This window comes from Staphylococcus kloosii, from assembly GCF_003019255.1.
GTDB lineage: Bacteria > Bacillota > Bacilli > Staphylococcales > Staphylococcaceae > Staphylococcus > Staphylococcus kloosii.
In genome coordinates this window covers 576,849-595,856 of record NZ_CP027846.1, presented here as the reverse complement: position 1 = coordinate 595,856, position 19,008 = coordinate 576,849, and the positions used below count along the sequence as shown (strand labels likewise).

The 19,008-nt window shown below is 35.2% G+C and carries 15 protein-coding genes; 4 read left to right on the top strand and 11 right to left on the bottom strand.

All coding sequences use genetic code 11. The features are described from left to right. Window positions 1-73: 73 nt before the first annotated feature. Complete coding sequence (locus tag C7J89_RS02835; protein WP_061853863.1) at window positions 74-808, bottom strand: phosphoadenylyl-sulfate reductase; 735 nt, start codon at window positions 806-808, stop codon at window positions 74-76. A 343-nt stretch (window positions 809-1,151) separates the two neighbouring features. Further along, window positions 1,152-2,219 carry a M20 family metallopeptidase gene (locus tag C7J89_RS02830; protein WP_103294640.1) on the bottom strand — a complete coding sequence of 356 codons (1,068 nt, stop codon included), beginning with the start codon at window positions 2,217-2,219 and terminating at the stop codon, window positions 1,152-1,154. Between the two features lie 226 nt (window positions 2,220-2,445). Here C7J89_RS02830 and C7J89_RS02825 point away from each other — a divergent pair, with 226 nt between their 5' ends. Genes C7J89_RS02825 through C7J89_RS02815 form a run of 3 tightly spaced genes read left to right on the top strand, consistent with a single transcriptional unit; the run spans window position 2,446 to window position 6,103 of the window. After that, entirely contained in the window at window positions 2,446-3,885 is a 1,440-nt protein-coding gene (locus C7J89_RS02825; protein ID WP_061853865.1) for an NAD-dependent succinate-semialdehyde dehydrogenase, read from the top strand. Window positions 3,886-3,907: 22 nt separating this feature from the next. Continuing rightward, a complete protein-coding gene (locus tag C7J89_RS02820) occupies window positions 3,908-5,308 on the top strand; it encodes a glutamine synthetase family protein (RefSeq protein WP_061853866.1) in 1,401 nt (466 codons plus the stop codon). Window positions 5,309-5,335: 27 nt separating this feature from the next. Continuing rightward, window positions 5,336-6,103, top strand: coding sequence for an SDR family NAD(P)-dependent oxidoreductase (locus C7J89_RS02815; protein ID WP_103294639.1), 768 nt, complete (start codon window positions 5,336-5,338; stop codon window positions 6,101-6,103). Window positions 6,104-6,232: 129 nt separating this feature from the next. Here the strand turns inward: C7J89_RS02815 and eutH are convergent, their stop codons facing one another. The 4 genes from eutH to C7J89_RS02795 form a co-directional block, all read right to left on the bottom strand. Then, window positions 6,233-7,507 carry an ethanolamine utilization protein EutH gene (eutH, locus tag C7J89_RS02810; RefSeq protein WP_061853868.1) on the bottom strand — a complete coding sequence of 425 codons (1,275 nt, stop codon included), beginning with the start codon at window positions 7,505-7,507 and terminating at the stop codon, window positions 6,233-6,235. A 104-nt stretch (window positions 7,508-7,611) separates the two neighbouring features. Next, complete coding sequence (locus tag C7J89_RS02805) at window positions 7,612-8,181, bottom strand: ANTAR domain-containing response regulator (protein ID WP_061853869.1); 570 nt, start codon at window positions 8,179-8,181, stop codon at window positions 7,612-7,614. Window positions 8,182-8,187: 6 nt separating this feature from the next. Then, complete coding sequence (locus C7J89_RS02800; RefSeq protein WP_103294638.1) at window positions 8,188-9,582, bottom strand: sensor histidine kinase; 1,395 nt, start codon at window positions 9,580-9,582, stop codon at window positions 8,188-8,190. A 151-nt stretch (window positions 9,583-9,733) separates the two neighbouring features. Continuing rightward, window positions 9,734-10,645, bottom strand: coding sequence for a LysR family transcriptional regulator (locus C7J89_RS02795; protein ID WP_103294637.1), 912 nt, complete (start codon window positions 10,643-10,645; stop codon window positions 9,734-9,736). Window positions 10,646-10,760: 115 nt separating this feature from the next. Here C7J89_RS02795 and C7J89_RS02790 point away from each other — a divergent pair, with 115 nt between their 5' ends. Continuing rightward, window positions 10,761-11,951, top strand: coding sequence for an MFS transporter (locus tag C7J89_RS02790; RefSeq protein WP_103294636.1), 1,191 nt, complete (start codon window positions 10,761-10,763; stop codon window positions 11,949-11,951). 79 nt (window positions 11,952-12,030) lie between these two features. Here the strand turns inward: C7J89_RS02790 and C7J89_RS02785 are convergent, their stop codons facing one another. From C7J89_RS02785 to C7J89_RS02765, 5 genes are all read right to left on the bottom strand, one after another. Next, window positions 12,031-12,885, bottom strand: a complete 855-nt coding sequence (locus C7J89_RS02785) for a LysR family transcriptional regulator (protein ID WP_159031765.1) — start codon at window positions 12,883-12,885, stop codon at window positions 12,031-12,033. Beyond that, window positions 12,875-14,065, bottom strand: coding sequence for a YbfB/YjiJ family MFS transporter (locus C7J89_RS02780; RefSeq protein ID WP_233432444.1), 1,191 nt, complete (start codon window positions 14,063-14,065; stop codon window positions 12,875-12,877). The genes C7J89_RS02785 and C7J89_RS02780 overlap by 11 nt, the downstream gene beginning before the upstream one ends. 193 nt (window positions 14,066-14,258) lie before the next feature. Next, window positions 14,259-14,630, bottom strand: coding sequence for a Na-translocating system protein MpsC family protein (locus C7J89_RS02775; RefSeq protein WP_061853874.1), 372 nt, complete (start codon window positions 14,628-14,630; stop codon window positions 14,259-14,261). Window positions 14,631-14,730: 100 nt separating this feature from the next. Continuing rightward, complete coding sequence (locus tag C7J89_RS02770) at window positions 14,731-17,343, bottom strand: DUF2309 domain-containing protein (RefSeq protein WP_103294634.1); 2,613 nt, start codon at window positions 17,341-17,343, stop codon at window positions 14,731-14,733. Between the two features lie 13 nt (window positions 17,344-17,356). Beyond that, on the bottom strand, window positions 17,357-18,874 hold the full coding sequence (locus C7J89_RS02765) for an NADH dehydrogenase subunit 5 (RefSeq protein ID WP_103294633.1): 1,518 nt from the start codon (window positions 18,872-18,874) through the stop codon (window positions 17,357-17,359). Window positions 18,875-19,008 lie beyond the last annotated feature (134 nt).

The following is a 19,008-nucleotide window of genomic DNA, read 5'->3' as shown; positions in this document are numbered from 1 at the left end:
AAACGTATAATTCCAATTAGAATACTAGGTTTTATGCTTTTAAAAATAAGCTATCTTAAAATAGCACTGTCTGTTACTTAGAATTATTATCTACTGTATGAAGCCCACACTCTGTCTTACCAAAGCCAGACCATCTGCCCTCACGTGAATCTCCAGAGGCTGAAACGGCTGAAGTACATGGTATGCATCCGATACTTGGATAATTAAAATCATGTAGTTCATTATAAGTTAAATCATGTCGTTCAATGTATTGCCATACATCATCCCATGTCCAATGGATTAACGGACAAACTTTGATTGATTTAAAACGCTCATCTTTATTTAAAAAGTTAGTGTTTTGTCGACTTGGGGATTGTTCGCGTCGTAATCCTGAAACCCAAGCTGTCGCACCAGATAACACTTCTTCTAATGGCTTAATCTTTCGTATATAGCAACATTGATTAGGATCTTTTTTCCATAATGCTGGACCATATTGTTCAGATTGCTCATCTAACGTTAAATCCGGTTTTTTAAGTTCAATATTTAACTCAGGGTATCTTTCTTTCACTCGGTCAATGAGATCGTATGTTTCTTGAAAGTGTAAATCTGTGTCTAGAAAAACTATCTTAGCGTCGGGTCTTACTTTTGATATTAAATCTATTAAAATCATACCCTCTGCACCAAAGCTACAAGAATAAATAATGTTATCTCCGTAACTGTCATACGCCCATTTTAATACTTCATAAGCGCCTTTAGTTTCATTATCTATATCGATGTCTTGAAACACGTCGGAAGTAAAATTATTATAGGTAACCTTTGTTTCTGTCATAAAATTATAGGCCCCCTCGCATTATTAAATTACTACATTATTGGCTCTAGCAAAAACTCTAATTTAGAATTTTTAGAAAATAATAATTATGCTAATTACCATACCCGATGCACATATACATGTCAATACAAATTTAAAAGCTAAACCCTATATAAAAGCGCATAAAAAGGCTATAAACACGATGATGTAAGCATCTATATTAATCAAAAAATAAACACTTTTTATTTCCAAAATAATATAATTTAATTACATTAATTTTAAACTGGCTTATTTCTAAAATATTTACACTTATTTACATCATCGTTTTATTTATAGCATTCCCTCAGTCTAACGTACCTCTAAATTAAATATTTTGAGCGAATGTGACAATAATATCTTTATAATTGTCGACAGATTCAACTTCAACGTATTCTCCATCTCCATGCCAATGGTTACCACTTGGTCCAAATTCGACGGCAGGCACATTAAATCGAGAGAAATAACGCGTATCTGCAAAACCATGTTGTCCAAATAATTTCACTTCATCTTTATTTGTATGTTGTTTAATGGCAGTGACTAATTGTTGAATATATGGTTCATTTTTATCATTCATAACCGGTGGTCCTTCAAGATTTATATGTATTTTTCCATCGGTAATGCTTTCTATTTCTTTTAATATTTGTGCTTTATTTTGCGTCGGTAAATAACGAATATCAAAAGATAATGTACATGCGTCAGGCACTTTATTATAAACGTCTCCACCGTGTATTTTAGCTAAATTAATAGACGGACCGTCGTAAAATTCCGTACTTTCACTCGCAAACGGTAATGTTAACAATTGGTTATAAACTTCAAACGCTTTAGCAATAGCGTTTACACCTTCCCACGGACGACTACCATGTGCCGATGAACCTGACAATTCAATATCGATTTGCAAAATACCTTTTGCCTGAAAACCAATATCGATTTGCGTTGGTTCAGGACAAATAACGAAATCGCCTAAATAACCTTCGTTAGTTAAATAATTAGCGCAATTACCGCCACCAACTTCTTCATCAGTTACGAGCTGCAATTGGACTTTAGTTTGTTTTAAATTCAGTTTATTTAATTCGGAAATGGCAACCATAATTGCCGCAACACCGGCTTTCATATCTGCACTACCACGCCCATATAGCTTACCATCTTCAATTACAGGGTCGAATTGCGTTTCTTTACCACTTACGACATCGACATGTCCATTTAATACTAATGTTTTATCCCCTTGTCCTACTTCACAAATTAGCATATTAAAACCATTATTCGTTACGATCTCAGCAGTGAGCCCTTCGTTTGCCAACCACTGCTTACAAAAGTCGATTGTTTCATTAGCGACGGTTTTATCAGAACTATCGTATTTAATTAATTGTTGTAGTAACTCTATTGTTTTGCTCATCTTATACCCCTCCGTCTATTAATTTTGAAAAAAAGTATAAGTCATTTTCTGAATATTGACAAGGTTTAGATAATTTAATACAATAAAGTTAACTTGGAGTATAACTCCAATATTTTTACAATTAATTTTAAGTGAATATACTAAGCAAAGGCGCTTATGTAACTCTTAACTTCATGTCGAAGTGAGTTACTTGGGCGTCTTTTTTGTATGTAAAGGGGGCACTTTTATGAGTGAAGATTTAAATCATAACTGGATTAATGGGCAACAATTACAAACGACTGATACGTTAGAAGTTGTTAACCCTGCTAATGGTGATATCGTCGGCCAAGTACCGAAAGTTACCGAAGCAAATATTCAGCAAAGTATAGAAGCTGCACATGGTGCATTCCAACAATGGTCTAAATATACTGCAGATTATCGTGGTGAAATTTTAGAACAATGGGCTAATAATCTATTAGCAAAACAACACGACTTAGCTTTAATCATGTGTGAAGAACAAGGTAAACCATACGCAGAAGCATACGGTGAAATTGGTGTCTGTGCTAAATTCATTAGATGGTATGCCGCTGAAGGCAAACGCATTTACGGAGAAATCATTCCACCTTCCTCACCTCAACAACGTATTTCCGTATTAAAACAACCTGTTGGGGTCTGTGGCTTAATTACACCGTGGAATTTCCCAGGTGCCATGGTAGCGAGAAAGGTTGCACCTGCTTTAGCAGCAGGTTGTACTGTAATTGTTAAACCTTCAAGCGAAACACCAAGAATTGCAATCGCAATATTCGATGAATTAATGGCAACTGATATTGATGATGGCGTAGCTAACATTTTAACTGGTAGTGCATCTTTAATATCAGACACACTATTTAATGATCATCGTGTTAAGAAAATGTCGTTTACAGGTTCTACTAATATCGGTAAGTCATTAATGCAAAAAGCCGCAAATCACATTACGCGCATTTCACTTGAACTAGGTGGTAATGCTCCTGCAATCGTCTTACCTGATGCAGACTTAGAAGCAGCAGCAGATGCCATCGTCGACAATAAATTTGAAAACACAGGCCAAATGTGTAACGGCATCAATACTGTTTTAGTGCATAAAGATGTTAAAGCCGAATTTACGGACAAAGTCATCGATAGAGTTAAACAACTTAAAGTTGGTCCAGCAACTGATGACAATGCTCAAGTCGGTCCACTAATTAACGCAGACGCGATTAACAAAGTAGAACAATTAGTTAATGAAGCTCAAAATAGTGGCGCAACAATTGCTACAGGTGGTAAGAAGCTCCCAATTTCTGATTTCGGTCTATTTTACGAACCAACAGTAGTAACAAACGTTACGCCAGATATGTCTATCGCCCAAGAAGAAATTTTTGGCCCAGTCGCACCTATTATCGAATTTGCAGACGAACAAGAAGCAATCGAAATTGCTAATGCTTCTCCATATGGTTTAGCTGCTTACTTCTTCTCTAACAATGTGAATACAATTCATAAAGTTAGCGAACAACTCGAGTTCGGTATGATTGGTGTGAATGGCACTCAACTTAGCGTACCTCAAGCACCATTTGGAGGTATTAAAGAAAGCGGTATGGGCAGAGAAGGTGGACATCACGGTTTAGATGGCTTCTTAGAATTAAAATATATTTCATTAACATTAAATGAATAAATAAATTAAGGGGTTGGAAGTTATGTTTAAAGAAATTAATCCTAACGATAAAGCTGGTAATATCGATAAAGATGAATTACTACAACTTATCGAGGAAGACAAAATTAACACTGTAGTACTCGGTTTTTGTGATATGCAAGGTCGTTTAATGGGGAAACGAATTACTGGCGATTTTATTTTAGAAAATGATATTTCAGAAGGCACTCATTTTTGTAACTATTTATTAGGTACTAACTTCGAGATGGATACAAATGAAGGCTATGAATATATGAACTGGGATAAAGGTTATGGTGATTATTTAGCTAAACCTGACTGGGACACATTAAAAGTTGTGCCATGGTTAGATAAAACAGCAATGGTTTTCTGTGACGTATTTACCGAAGATGGTAGCGAACAAATCTGTATTGCACCACGATCAATTTTACAACGTCAAATTAAAAAAGCAGAAGCACATGGCTTATCTCCTCACCTTGCGAGTGAATTAGAATTTTATTTATTTAATGATTCATTCGAAAATATTGATAAAAAAGGTTATGCCAATTTAGAAGCTGCAGGACACCTTAACGAAGATTATAACTTGTTACAAGGTACAAAAAACGAACCAATCTACCAAGAAATCCGACATCAAATGCATCGTATGGGTATCGTTATTGAATCTTCCAAAGGTGAAGCTTATAAAGGACAACACGAAATCAACCTAAAATATGATCATGCATTAAAAGCCGCTGACCAACATATTATGTTTAAACACGGCATGAAAGAAATTTGTATCCAAAACGACAAAGCCGTAACATTTATGGCTAAACCTTATGCAGAATGGACAGGTTCAAGTGGGCATATTCATCTTAGTATGATGGAAAAAGGTACTTCTAACAATGCCTTTTACGCTGGCGACGATGCAGAAAATCCAATGTCTGAAACAATGCAACATTTCCTAGCAGGTGTTATCAAATACACTAAAGATTTTGCTTTAATGTATGCGCCTTATGTTAATTCTTACAAACGTTTCGCGCCAAATTCTTGGGCACCAGTAAGTATTGCTTGGAGTCGCGATAACCGCTCTGCTGGTTATAGAACGGTTGGGCATGGTAATGCACTACGCTTCGAATCTCGTATTTCTGGTGCAGATATGAACCCGTACTTAGCATATTCTGCATTAATTGGTGCTGGACTTTATGGTATCGAACATAAAATCCCACTTGAAGACGAATTAAAAGGTAATGCTTATGAACAAGATAGTGTAGATCGCATCCCTTCTTCTTTACATGAAGCTATTTATCATTGGAAAAATAGTGATGTAGTAAAAGAAGTATTAGGCGAAGATGTAGCAAAACACTATCTACATGCAGCACGTTCTGAACAAAATGATTTTGATTCCTTTGTAACAACTTGGGAACGTTCACGCTATTTCGAACAAAGCTAATTCATCGATATTTAGGAGGTAACATTTATGAGATTAAAAGACAAAGTATGTATCATCACAGGTGCTGGTGGAGGCATGGGTCTCGTTGCGGCACAAAAATTTGCAGCTGAAGGTGCTAAAGTAGCAGTTTTCGAAAGAGACGAGTTGGCTGGTCAAACAGCGGCTAATGACATTGTTCATAACGGTGGAGAAGCTAAATTTTTCCAAGTTGATATTTCAAATGAACAACAAGTTAAAGAAGCAGTCGAACAAACTGTAGAGACTTTTGGTAAGATCGACGTATTATACAACAATGCTGGCGTTATGCCTTCTGCCGATAATTCTGTCGTCAATACCTCTGAAGAAGTTTGGGATTTAGTAATGAATATTAACGTTAAAGGTATATTCTTTATGACAAAATATGTAATCCCTGAAATGGAGAAAAATGAATCAGGATCAATTATTAATATCGCATCATTCGTTGCAGAAATGGGATGTTCAGTACCACAAGATGCTTACACTGCTTCAAAAGGAGCGGTAGTATCACTGACAAAATCATTAGCGATTCAATTTAGACCTAAAGGCATTCGTACAAATGCGATTAGCCCAGGCCCAATTGAAACGCCATTATTAATGGAATGGCTTGTATCTGACGAAGCCGCTAAGAAAGAACGTTTAGACAGACAGCCTACTGGTAGATTTGGTAAGCCTGAAGACATTGTAAATTGCGCATTGTATTTAGCTTCTGATGAATCTGACTGGACTAATGGTGCTAACATTAATGTTGACGGCGGTATTACTGCAAATTACTTCTAAAATAATATCAATCTCATCACTAACGTTAATAAATGAGCCTGAAGACCATACTATGTCTCAGGCTCTAACTTATTTTGCTATATATAAAAAATCGACAAAACCAATGATGGCTTTGTCGATTTTTTATGTTTAACCATGCTTCTGTTCGTGATGAGGATTTGCTAATCGTTCTTTTTCTAAGTATTCATCAGGCCCAATGATTCCCGCTCTTCTATCTATGTCTTCTAATTTTCTAGCTTTCGGTATACATAAGAAGTATGCAAATATAACGGCTAATACACCAGCACTAAACTTACCAATCATGACTGCTGGAATTAATGTTGGTTGGAAGTTAGCCGTATAGGACAAGTGATCTCCGAGTAGAAAGGCGGAACATACACCAAATGCGATATTAATTACTTTATCTTTAGGTGGCATATCTTTTACTAACTTAAACATCGCTAAAATATTCGCTACCGTAGCAATAATCCCTGCACTCCCTACTTCACTCAAGCCAATCTTACTTCCAATTTTAGTTAAGCCATTAGAGAAGTATTTACGTATTAAGTAAACCATCGGGAATGCCCCGGATAACATAATTGCAATGTTACCTGCATTTTCTAATGCTCTAAAGTTATCTTTTTTGTCAGCCATGATTGGGTCGAAGCCCCAAACGCCAAATACATTTGTAAAGAATCCAGTAAAGATTTGAACTACTGAAAATACGAATACGAGCTTAATACAAACGTCTAAAACCTTACCAAAAATTATAAATATTTTGATCATAATGTCTGAGAAGAAATATAATCCGATTGCCGTAATAACTACAAAGATAATTAATGGTAACAAGTTTACAAATACCGTTGACAGACTAATGGAAAAGACATGCGTCGCAGCACCAGTCGTTTCAACTACAGTTCGTATTTTCATATGACTCATCAAGATGATAAACGTTGATATAAACACACCAAACGGTATGGCTAATAACCCCGACAAAATACCTAAAGCCATATATTTATGGTCCCTTTTATCTAACATAGGTAACCCCAAGGGTATGGAAAACACGATTGTCGCGCCCGCCATAAATCCTACAATCATTGCCATAATCCAACCTTCGTAACTATGCTTCAACACATCTGCTAATTGGTAACCACCCATATCAGTCGCCAATATTGAAGTCGCCGCAATTGCCGGATCAGCACCAATTTTATTAAAAAACGGTCCAAAAACATTTTCGATAAATTTTGAAATAAATGGAATAGATGCCATAATACCTGCTGAATTGGCAAATATCGGTCCTATAGTGAAGATACCTTCCATAAATTCTTTACCTACTCCTATTTCGGGATTACGTATAGCACCAAACGCACCAATAACAGCACAAATCATAATGATATATATAATTACCGTACCTATATGTTCCATGATAATGTCCCCCTTTTATTAACCTCATAGAAAGCAAAAAGATGCCTATTTGATTGTCAAATAAGCACCTTTGCTCGAGCGTATTCACTTGTATAGTGGTAAAACTATGAACCTAATTGTTCAATCACCTTTATAGCTATTTGTTGAATATTCGTATGATGGTTCATACTTAACTTTCTTAATTTCTTGTAAGCCGCTTCCTCGCTTATATTTTGTCTATGCATTAATAAGCCTTTCGCTTTTTCAACTTGCTTACGTTGTTCGATTGCTTCATACGACTCTGTTACTTGTTGCTTTAAGTTACGCATTTGTTCTGATTGCGCCATTGCAATCTCTACGGCTGGTAATAATTGTGATTCTGAAATAGGTTTAATGATATAGCCAACAATATTGGATTGTTTAGCCTCTTGTACAAACTCACTTTGGCTATAAGCTGTCAGTATTAAAATAGGTATATCATACCGTTTACTAATAATTTTGCTTGCTTTTAAACCATCTAATTTAGGCATCTTAATATCCATTATAATTAAATCTGGTTGTGTCTTTTCTGTATATTCTATTGCCTTTTCTCCATTCCCCACGGCAGCAACAACATTGTACTGAGCTTCTTTTAACGTTTCGACTATATCAAGTCTGACGATGGATTCGTCTTCAACGACCATAATTTTATTCATATTCAATTACTCCCCTTTGTATTGAAATACGAGTTGCGCCAATGTGCCAGTATCATTTTGAGTAATATTAAAATTACCATCTAAGTCATTTTCAGCGATAGTACTTACAATATTTAAACCAAATGAACTTGGATAATGACCATGCCCAATGCCATTATCTTGAACTTTTAACGTGTATAATGCTGCTCTTTGTTCATAGCATAAAGTGACTACGATATTACCTTGGGCAGATTGTTTAAATGCATGTTGTAAACTATTGGTTATTACTTCATTCCCTATTAAAGCCACTGATATCGCTAAATGCGACGGTAAATATAATTGCTTATCTATATCGTAACTAATGTTAACCTCTTGCTCTGCAGTTTCGCTATAGACGAGGGCATTACCTATTTTTTCGATAAGTGTAGCAATATTTACGTGATCCGAATCTGATTCACTCAAGATAACTTCATATACCGAGGCAATACACAATATTCTATTCAAGCTTTCTTGAAAATAATGTTTACTTTCCTCTGGTACGTCCATCCTCATTTGCAGCCTTAATAAACTAGCCACTGTTTGTAAGTTATTTTTAACACGATGATGCACTTCTCGAATTGCGACCGTTTTGGAAATTAACGCTTTTTCTTTTTCTTTAGCATCTGTAATATCTTTTAACATCATCAGATAACCAGTGAGTTGTTGGTCAGTGAATAATTTAACGCATTTGATTTGAAAGTGTTTATTGCGGATTGCCCTATTTTCAATCACAATCACTCTATCATCATTTAATATGTAATCAAAATCCGGGAAAATATCTAAAATAGAGATGTTCAAATCACATTGTTTGTCGGTTAAATCTTGAACAATTTTCTCACCTTTTAAATTGTAATACTGTACGACGAATGACGTATCGAGATAAAACAACGCTTCTTCAATCATGTCTGGCACAAATATTTGTTCACTACTTGGATATTTGAATAATTCACTTATCGTTTCGGTCGCCCTTGAAAGTACATATAACTTCTCTTCATTTTTAATTTGTCGTGTTATGTCTTTTTCCATGATTAAAGCGCCAATAACGTTGCCTTTCACCTTAATAGGCGTCACATTTTGCTCAACGACTTGGCCTTCTTGAGTTACAGCCTTATGATGGTGAACATCTGTATCAGTGCGTAAAGCACGAAAAACGGCAGGCTCAAATTTCTCATACACATTTTGTGTTACTACTGAATTTTGGTATAAAGTCGCTTCGCTTGAGGGCACTGCTTCAGCAACCACGATAAGGTGGTTTGATTCTTTTAAAAAACAATCGATAAAGACATATGACCTATTTAAATCTGCAATACGCCGTAATTGTGTAGCTAATTGTACAATTTCTGCTATTTCTTCTTGCGATAATGTCGTGTAGTTTTTACAAATGTCAGTAACATTTTCAATAATCTATCATCCCTATCATGATGTGTGAATATTTTGATAATTCTATTTTATATGTAACAATTATCTATTTTTGTCTTGCTAATGTCAATTATAAATAAAAGATTACAGTTGACTTAAAAATTTATATTTTATATTAATTATTATTGTAATCTTTCCCTTCATTGTAATTACTAAAATAATTCAATAAGGTTTCTTTAGTAACTTTAACAATAGGTAACTGATCGGCTTGAGTTAAATAACATAAACCTATCGTACGTTGTGCTTTATAATTATTGATTGGAATTTGAGTAAGGTTAGGCAACTGGATATTTTTTAATTTAGGCAAGATAGAAATACCTAAGCCTGCACTTACGAAACTTGCTATCGTCAATGTTTCATCACTCTCAAAATTAATTTCCACATTATTTATATTATGTTCATAAAAAATTTGATCCACTTGTTCTCTTAAAACAAAATTTTCTTTAAGTAATATAAACTGTTCATTTACTAAGTCGGCAATATTTAAACTTTGTTCGTTGGCTAAAGGGTGTGTGCTATTTAGAGTTATAAACAATTGTTCTTGTAATAACGGAATAAAGCATACACTATTACTCGCAGGTGCGACCATTGTAATAGCTACATCTATATCCCCACTCTCTAATTTAGAGATTAATCCTTTGGCATGGTCTTGTAACAGTTTCACTCTAATATTAGGATATTGTGAATTAAATGTTTTTAAAAAGTCGGATAAATAGGTTGGCCCTACAGAATGTAAAAAACCGATGGTGATGTCACCATTTAACATATCGATGGATTGTGTAACTTCACTTTTAAACATATCCATTTCCTGGGTAATCATATTAACAGTTACTAAAAATGATTGGCCATATTTGTTTAATTTCAGCGATCTCCCTACTCTATTAAATAATGGCGCACCCACTTCTTCTTCTAATTGTTTAATTGCACGACTTAAAGCAGACTGGCTAACATTTAATTGTTTTGCTGATAATGAGACATTTTGTAACTTTGCTAATAGCTTAAAATATTCTAAGTGGTGCCACTCCATTTTTCAGCTCTCCCTTATGCGTTTAACGCATTAATTATATGAAAATTATGCATTTTATTTCTTGTTATTTACATGCTAACATAAAATCATTACTTAAAAGAGAGGTATTTCACCAATGCAAACTATTACCAACGACTTTGTAGAAAAAGGGACACCAGCATATTTAAAAATTAATATCGCTTTATTTATTGCTGGCTTTACAATCTTTTCGATTTTATACAGTGTTCAACCATTAATACCTCACTTTTCAGAAACGTTCCACGTCGATAAAACTACAGCCAGTTTACCGTTATCGACTACGACTTTAACTTTAGCCTTTGCGATGTTATTTTTCGGTGCTATTTCTGAAGTTGTAGGACGTAAACCAGTAATGATTTTTTCAGTTATATCAGTGTCATTATTGGCTATCGTCCAACCATTTATTACTGACTTCGGTGCTTTTCTTATCGTTAGATTAATACAAGGCATTTGTTTAGCGGGGCTTCCTTCTATAGCAATGGCTTATATCGGGGAAGAAATTTCACCAAGTAGTTTACCTGAAGCGATGGGCATTTATATAGGTGGTAACGCATTTGGCGGTGCATTTGGTCGTATTTTCACCGGCTATATTTCCAGTGTTTTTGGTTATCAAACTGGTTTATTATCTATTGCTGTATTAAGTGTTATTGCCGCAGTTTTATTCACTATATTATTACCTAAGTCACAGCATTTTGAACAACAAAAATTTTCATTTAAAGAACTCATTATGAGTTACTGGAGTCATTTACGAAACATCCGACTCTTAAAACCATTTATGCTAGGCTTTTTATTTTTAGGAAGCAATATCGCAGCATTTAATTATATTTCGTTTGAATTAAAGTCTGCACCTTATCACTTACATCCAAGTGTGATTAGTTTTGTGTATCTCCTATTTTTAATCGGTATGCTTTCTTCTATGTTAAATGCTAAATTACGTGAAAAATTAGGCTCTATAAACGCACTAAAATTCAGTATTATCATGTTAGCCGTTGGTATTTGTGTTACGCTATTACCATTTTTAACGTTTAAAATTCTTGGTTTAGCTATTAGTATTTATGCCTTCTTTAGTGGACATGCTATCGCAAGTGCAGTGGTTGCAAGACGGTCCGAACATCATAATGCACAAGCCTCAAGCCTTTATTTATTATTCTATTACATGGGCTCATCTGTCGGTGGTACATTGGCAGGTTATTTCTATAGTTTAATTTATTGGCCTGGCGTTGTTTTAATGATTGTATTATTTATGGTTATCGCATTTATTATTTCCTTAACAATCAAAGCAAGATAAATTATCGACACAACTAAAAAGCCTAGCAGTACGTTATTTCACGTATTGCTAGGCTTTTTTATTTTAGACTCAACATAAGTTATTTATTTATTGCTGACATAACCGTTTTAAATTGGTTAAAGACTGAAGTTTGCACACTATCTTTACGATATATAAAACTAACTGGCACATGTTCAAAAGGTGTAGTCACTTGATAAAAATCTAATTTATCATAATCTAATTTTGGCGTAACTGATTGAGGTAACATGGCAATACCTAAACCTGCTTGAACACAGCCAACGATTCCATCGAGTGTGTTTAATGTCATTAAACTATCGATCGTAATCTGATGGTAAGTTAACCATTCTTCAAAATAACTACGGTAAAAACAACCTTCTCCAAAGACGATAATTGCTTGACCTTTAGTTTCATATGCAGGATCGCCATAGCCTTTCTGTGTAATAACAACCATTTGTTCATTATACAATGGCACTGCCTCAATAGATTCATCATTAACTGGACCTGAAAGAAAAGCACCTTCAATTTCACGTAACTTAATTTTAGATAATAATTGATTAGTTGAAGCTGTAGTTATTTTTAACTTTGCTTGTTTATTAGTTTGTCTAAATTTTTCTAGTACATTAGGTAAACGTGTAGCAGCAATTGTTTCGATTGAACCGATGTGTAATTCACTATATGGATTATCGATTAATTCAGCGTCGGCCGCGTCGACTAACGTTAAGATTTGATTAATATAATTTAGCAAGGCATGACCTGCTGGCGTCGCTGTTATCGCCTTTTTATCTCTATAAATTAACTGCGCTTGATAATGTTTTTCAAGCCTTTTAACCTTGGCCGTAATATTAGACTGTACAAAATTCATTTCTTCCGCTGCACGTGTAAAACTTTTTACTTCGCATACTTTTTTAAATGCTTTTAAATCATCAATATTCATTAACATCACCTTTCTGTTCAGTGACTTTAAAACTTACTAAGGCACTTATTAAACCTACTACTAATATAATTGTCGCAAAAATTAATGCTGCATTATAATTCCCAGAGTCTCCGATTGACAACCCCGAAATAGATGGCGCAATCATTTGACCAACACTATAAATAACCGTTAGTGTTGCCACATAATTGGCTTTACCGTTCGCCTTATACATTAATTGTTGCCCTTTCGACATAAATAACGTCGTTAACCCAAGAAACGTTGCACCAAATAATAAAGAACTCATAATTAAACTAATGCTATTGTGAGAGAAAATAGGCATACTTATACCAATAATCTGTAATATAAAACCACCATATATCGCCTTATCATAACCTATTCTTTCTGCAACCATCGACCATATTACCGTAGATGGTATGGCACCTAAGCCAACAAACATCCAACTTAACGCTGCATAATCAGCCAATGCAGGGATTGATTTAACGATGGCAACTAAAAACGTACCCGTAATTATATAGCCCGCGCCTTCACAAAAATATGCAATAGAAAAATAACGCATAAATTTCGGAAATCTTTGTTCTTGTTGCTGTATATGCTTATGACCATCATTGTCTTGCTTCGCTGTTTGATTCTCCGTCATACCTATCACTACAAGCAATCCACCTATTAATGAACAAATTCCTAAAATTATCCAAGTCGCCTGCCAACGTGCATCTGTTGTAAAGAAGTAAATAAAAATACTACTTGAAAATATCCCAATTCCAACAGCACTATACAATAAACCTGAGATACTCTCACGACGTCCTTGTTTCAATGCTTCTAATACAACATTAGATGCTAAAACGAATACAGCTCCACTCGTAATACCAGATAGTACACGGTACACAGACCAAATAATATATTGTTCTGTAAAGCCCATTAATATCGTCGTCAAAATATTTATGATTAAATAAATCTTTAAATCAATAACCTTACTTTTAAAAATAAAACCTAGAGGAATTATCGCTCCTATTAAATAACCTAAATAATTTATAGTTGCTAACAAACCTGCACTTTGATCATTCATCATTCCAGTATGTTTCATAAACGGCAAAATAGGCGTATAAGCAAAACGACCAATTGCCATAACTATAAATAACGCAATCATTCCTAACACAAGTTGTCGATAAGCGTGCTTAGCCAAACAATCACACCTTTCTTTTTGTATAAAATGATTATAATACTACAATAACATTAATAAAAATGATTGTTTTTAATACTAACTATCAATATTTTTAATCTTACACTTTGAATAATCAAAAACCATTCTCGCTAAGCTCATTAGAGCAAACGAAAATGGTTTTACTGATAATAACATTTCAATTTTAAATTGCTAATTATTCTTTGTTAAATTGTTGTGCTAGATCATTGTTCAATTTAAAAACGATGACACGTTCACCTGTACGTGCGCTCAAATCAGTATGCACACTTTTAACAGTTTCACCAGTCAGTTGCAAAATGATGTCTTTTAAATCTTCTGAACCTGATTCGACTAATTTATTTCTCGTTCTTTTTATTGAAATTAAACCTTCTTGTGTTTCACATACTGTATACTCAGCTGGGGTTAACACACCTTGTAAATCAACAATAATCATATCTTTTACGATATCTGTTTTTACCGACAATGAGCCTCTACCTAAATATTCTTTTTCCCATTGTGTAATAGCTTTACTGATATCAGATTCACAAGCACCTTTCGTTAATGGCATTTAGAAACAACTCCTATGGCTTTAAAACTTATAATAATCTATGCACTTTCATTATACATGTTCATTCATTAAATGTATAAACAATGCTTCAAATTATAAATTACGACCAATGTTGCCATGTACCGTCACTATCTATACTCGCTAATTGTAGCCAACCGTTAGTAACCTTTTGTTGAAAGTCACTATTAGCATCTAATAATTGTTCAATATAAGCATTGGGTGCTTGAATAACGATTAATAATCTCAACGGCGCGTGATAAGCTTCAAAGTCTGATTTCATAACCGACTGCCAAGGTAGTCCAGTTAATAAGTCACTTGCATTCCCTTGCATGACGCCTATGCCACCAGTAACAGTTTGAGTCGTTTTACTACCACTACCATAATAATGTGGCGCTACTGTCGACGCGTAATACTGTAAATTAATCCATTGTGCAACCGTAGCTGGGCCTGCAATAATATTACCTAAAATCGAACCATCTTTATCTTGTTGCCAATCATAATTGTGTAAAAACGCTCTGCCTGCTAAATCTTTATTTTGAGTCAATTTACGAGGCGCAATAATAAATGAAGCATTACGTGCTAATCCCCATTCAGGCCTAACTTCACTCCAATCGTTAGCTAAACGATGCGCCTCCTCTTCTGGATGTGCAATATTATTTTTTAACGTTGGTAATGTCAACATACGTTGTTTATTCGCTTGTTTACTCACTTGTGGCATTACTTGTTCTATATGTTCATAAGAGGCTTTCGCTTCACGTGATAATGTTGGTAAATATATCCACGTCAAATTATCTACAGACGTGTTATGTTCAGCTGCTGTAAATACTGTTTCTGTCGGAATATTGACACCCGCTTCACTCAAACCTTTTCTAACTTCAGGTAAATTACATAACATTGCTAACACTTTAGCGTTAAATCCACTTGCTGCACCACCACAAGCACCACAGTCTAATGATGAAGCATATGGATTATTAGCGCTTTGACTCCCATGACCACAGAAAACGACTAACGGTGCAAACGATTCTGTTAAGCCCATCAATTTTAAGGCTTGATGAACGTATTCAATTTGTTCTTGTGTAGAGAAACCAACAGGTAGTCCCTCTTCTACGCCAAACTTGTCGTGAGATAACGTTAATGACGTTTTTGGTTTTTGCAACCAACGGGCATAGAACTTATGAATAAATCTCCCGATAGGTCTTGGTAAAAATGTACGTGACAACATTTGCGCACTTAACCATGACCCAGTTAACTCCGGTAATAATAAACTAGGTAACACGTTTTGTTTCATCTTCTTAAATGTATAAATAAGCGCACTAATGGAATTTTTACGTTCATGATACGTTTTCATTTCGTGCGGACGTGCATACTCTTTAATCTTATGTTGTGGCGCATTCATCACAGGTAAAGATGCATGACTATGATTGCTTCCTAACTTAGCACTCGCAATCGGCAAGCCATAAAAACCTGCAATACCAATCGTTTCGAATGGCCCCGCATTCTCCAATTGACTACGAAATTGTTCAGAACGTACATCGATACAAAACGCTAACTGCGCTTTAACTTGGTTCTTTAGTTGATCTTGATTATCCGTTAAAAGTTGCTCTTTTAATTGGTTTTCATATGTTTCTTCCCACGCTTCTAACCACATTTGTCGTCGTGTTTTATCATCAAATGCGAGCGCAAATTTAAGATATTCTTGTTGCTGTTCCAATGACATTTGTTGCCAGTCTGTTACGGCTAAGCCGCCCCATTCACACCATTCACTTACTAAAGTTTGCAACGAACGTCGTGGAAGCGGACGTGTCGTTTCAACTGGTAGGTATGGATTAATAAACGACCATTCTAAAGCAAGTCGAATCGCTAAATATTCAGTAATTAAACGAGATTTTTTGTGCGTTTGTTCCATTTGCCATAACAACATACCAGCCCATCCCGGTAATGCTAACAAATGACTTTCTAAATATCCTTGTCTCGATGCTTCTGGTATGTCTAACGACGTTAACGCCTCAGCAATAACTTCATACGGATTATTCGGTAAGGCTGCTAAAGTTTGGCGTTCTGTTTTAGATAATGCGGGATCATGCACGACTAATTTTTTCCACGCATAAAAGAAACCTTGTTCACGGTTAGGCAACGTCCAACTAGATTGATTTTCATCTAGATATAATTTGCACCATTTGATGACATGATAGTCGAGTAATTGTAAATACGTATGAGGATTTTTATATTTAATATGCTTACTTCTTGGTGGCATAGAACGCACTATATGCGTTTCATCCATTAATTCACTTAATGACACTGGAGCTATTTCACTTTGTTTTACTGTTTGCACTATATCTTTTGATAAATCTTCAAATTTCAAAGCACCAGTACAATAACGATACTTTTCTGCTGTTGATAGCTTACTATCATTAGTGTTTAACCATTGAGATAACTTATCTTCTAATATAGCGTCACTGATTTCACCATTATGATAAGCTTGTTTTATTGTTTTAGTACCTGGATAAATATCAACATCTCTTGTATTATCTAGCCAACGCACTACATGCTTAAAGTTCTTATCTTCTAAATTCACCCACGGATGACGTGCCGCAAAAATAGAAATTGGAGACAATGGTACTATCACATTACTCGCTTGCTCTATTAGCTGTGCAATATCCGCATCAGTTAAAGATGATTGATTTGTTTGAGATTGCGTTTTCGTATTAACCATATTTGCGTCTCCTTTACGATAAGAATTTCTTTAAATAGTTAGGATGTCGTTCAATAGCTTGCGTCTTAGCATCTCCAACATGAACGAGCCATAAATAAATTTTTGCAAAGAGTTTCGATGAACGATGGCGCGCCACCCAAGTACTAGCAATACTACCTAGCATTAAAATAATAGCAACTACAATAAAGACGGCAAGCGACGGATGATTTTGATGAATTGTAATACCTGTTAACCAACTATAGAAGTAATGATGTACCCCTAAATAAACAATACCGATAATAACTAATGCGCCTAATCCTATTAAACGGCCAATAACACCTTCACCGAATGCAACGAGCTGTGTCCACGATACAGATAATGACCATGCTAAAATAAGTGCACTTACAATGCCATAACCTTGTTCTGGCGATGTCCACCAAAAGATTATAGCCAACACACAAGCTAATAAACGTCCGATTAAAATCCAAATATAAGATAAGCGTTCACGTGCTCTTGCTGGTACATCAAAATGTTGCACAGCCGAACCCGATCTTAAGAATAAAGTTGCTTTAAACAATCCATGTAATATTAAATGTATAATTGCCGCAATATAAGCACCTAACGCACATTGAATCAACATAAAGCCCATTTGCCCCATCGTTGAGCCTACGAGTTGGCGCTTATAATCCACATGTACCAAACTAATACCTGAGCCCACTAACACTGAGAAGCATGCAATAATAATCAAAATAACTGCCGCTACATCGCTCGTAAATATTGGTGAAAAACGAGTCAACATGATGCCCCCAGCATTTACAATACCAGCGTGCATAATCGCTGAAACCGGCGTTGGCGCTGCTACAGATTCAATCAACCATCGTTGAAACGGCCACTGCGCTGCCGGAACGATGACTGCCAAAATAATTAACATAGATAAACCAAAATATTGCCAATCTGATATCGCAGATAAATGTGATACGGTTAACACTGTCGAAAATTTCCATTCACCTGTAATAACGTAGCACCATAGCACTGCAACTGCCAATGCTAACCAACCTAAAAAGAAATAGCGGTCAGTAACTTTAGCTGCCGCTTTCGTAACTTTCCAACGTCTATTCAAACGCATTAATAACGTTAAACAGACTAACGTGAGACCCCAGAACAAGGTCATAAGGCGTAAATCGTCACTTAACCAAGCAATAGATGCAAAACTTGTTACTGCTTGAAACAAGACAAAATATTTTCTGTAATTAAAATCACCTTTTAAATATTGCATAGAAAAACGTTGAATAATCAAGCCAATAACTAGTACAAAAAATGCCATCAACCACGCTAAAATATCAAAGTGAAATGGCCCCATTAATACGCTTTGTCGCGTTTGTATAAGTGCGATTAAAGACACAATAATTGGCAAAGTTCCTAATATTAAATGTATATGTATATAAGAGAGTGGCACACGTTTATTAATAAAAATGAATCCACTAGCGCTTGCGATGATAAGCGTAATAATAAAGACGAGCATAAGCGTAAATAATGCAGTCGATGTGAACATATAATTGTCTCCTTTAAAAAGTAATATCGTGACTGATCCATTCATTTCACACAATAAAAAAGAAGCCAACAATTTGCAATAAATGGAAATCATCTATTACAATTGTCGGCTTCATTACAACTTGAGTTTGTATG

Coding starts and splice junctions, on each gene's coding strand:
- C7J89_RS02835 (WP_061853863.1), bottom strand. CDS start 808: ATGACAGAAACAAAGGTTACCTATAATAATTTTACTTCCGACGTGTTT.
- C7J89_RS02830 (WP_103294640.1), bottom strand. CDS start 2,219: ATGAGCAAAACAATAGAGTTACTACAACAATTAATTAAATACGATAGT.
- C7J89_RS02825 (WP_061853865.1), top strand. CDS start 2,446: ATGAGTGAAGATTTAAATCATAACTGGATTAATGGGCAACAATTACAA.
- C7J89_RS02820 (WP_061853866.1), top strand. CDS start 3,908: ATGTTTAAAGAAATTAATCCTAACGATAAAGCTGGTAATATCGATAAA.
- C7J89_RS02815 (WP_103294639.1), top strand. CDS start 5,336: ATGAGATTAAAAGACAAAGTATGTATCATCACAGGTGCTGGTGGAGGC.
- eutH (WP_061853868.1), bottom strand. CDS start 7,507: ATGGAACATATAGGTACGGTAATTATATATATCATTATGATTTGTGCT.
- C7J89_RS02805 (WP_061853869.1), bottom strand. CDS start 8,181: ATGAATAAAATTATGGTCGTTGAAGACGAATCCATCGTCAGACTTGAT.
- C7J89_RS02795 (WP_103294637.1), bottom strand. CDS start 10,645: ATGGAGTGGCACCACTTAGAATATTTTAAGCTATTAGCAAAGTTACAA.
- C7J89_RS02790 (WP_103294636.1), top strand. CDS start 10,761: ATGCAAACTATTACCAACGACTTTGTAGAAAAAGGGACACCAGCATAT.
- C7J89_RS02785 (WP_159031765.1), bottom strand. CDS start 12,885: ATGAATATTGATGATTTAAAAGCATTTAAAAAAGTATGCGAAGTAAAA.
- C7J89_RS02775 (WP_061853874.1), bottom strand. CDS start 14,630: ATGCCATTAACGAAAGGTGCTTGTGAATCTGATATCAGTAAAGCTATT.
- C7J89_RS02770 (WP_103294634.1), bottom strand. CDS start 17,343: ATGGTTAATACGAAAACGCAATCTCAAACAAATCAATCATCTTTAACT.
- C7J89_RS02765 (WP_103294633.1), bottom strand. CDS start 18,874: ATGTTCACATCGACTGCATTATTTACGCTTATGCTCGTCTTTATTATT.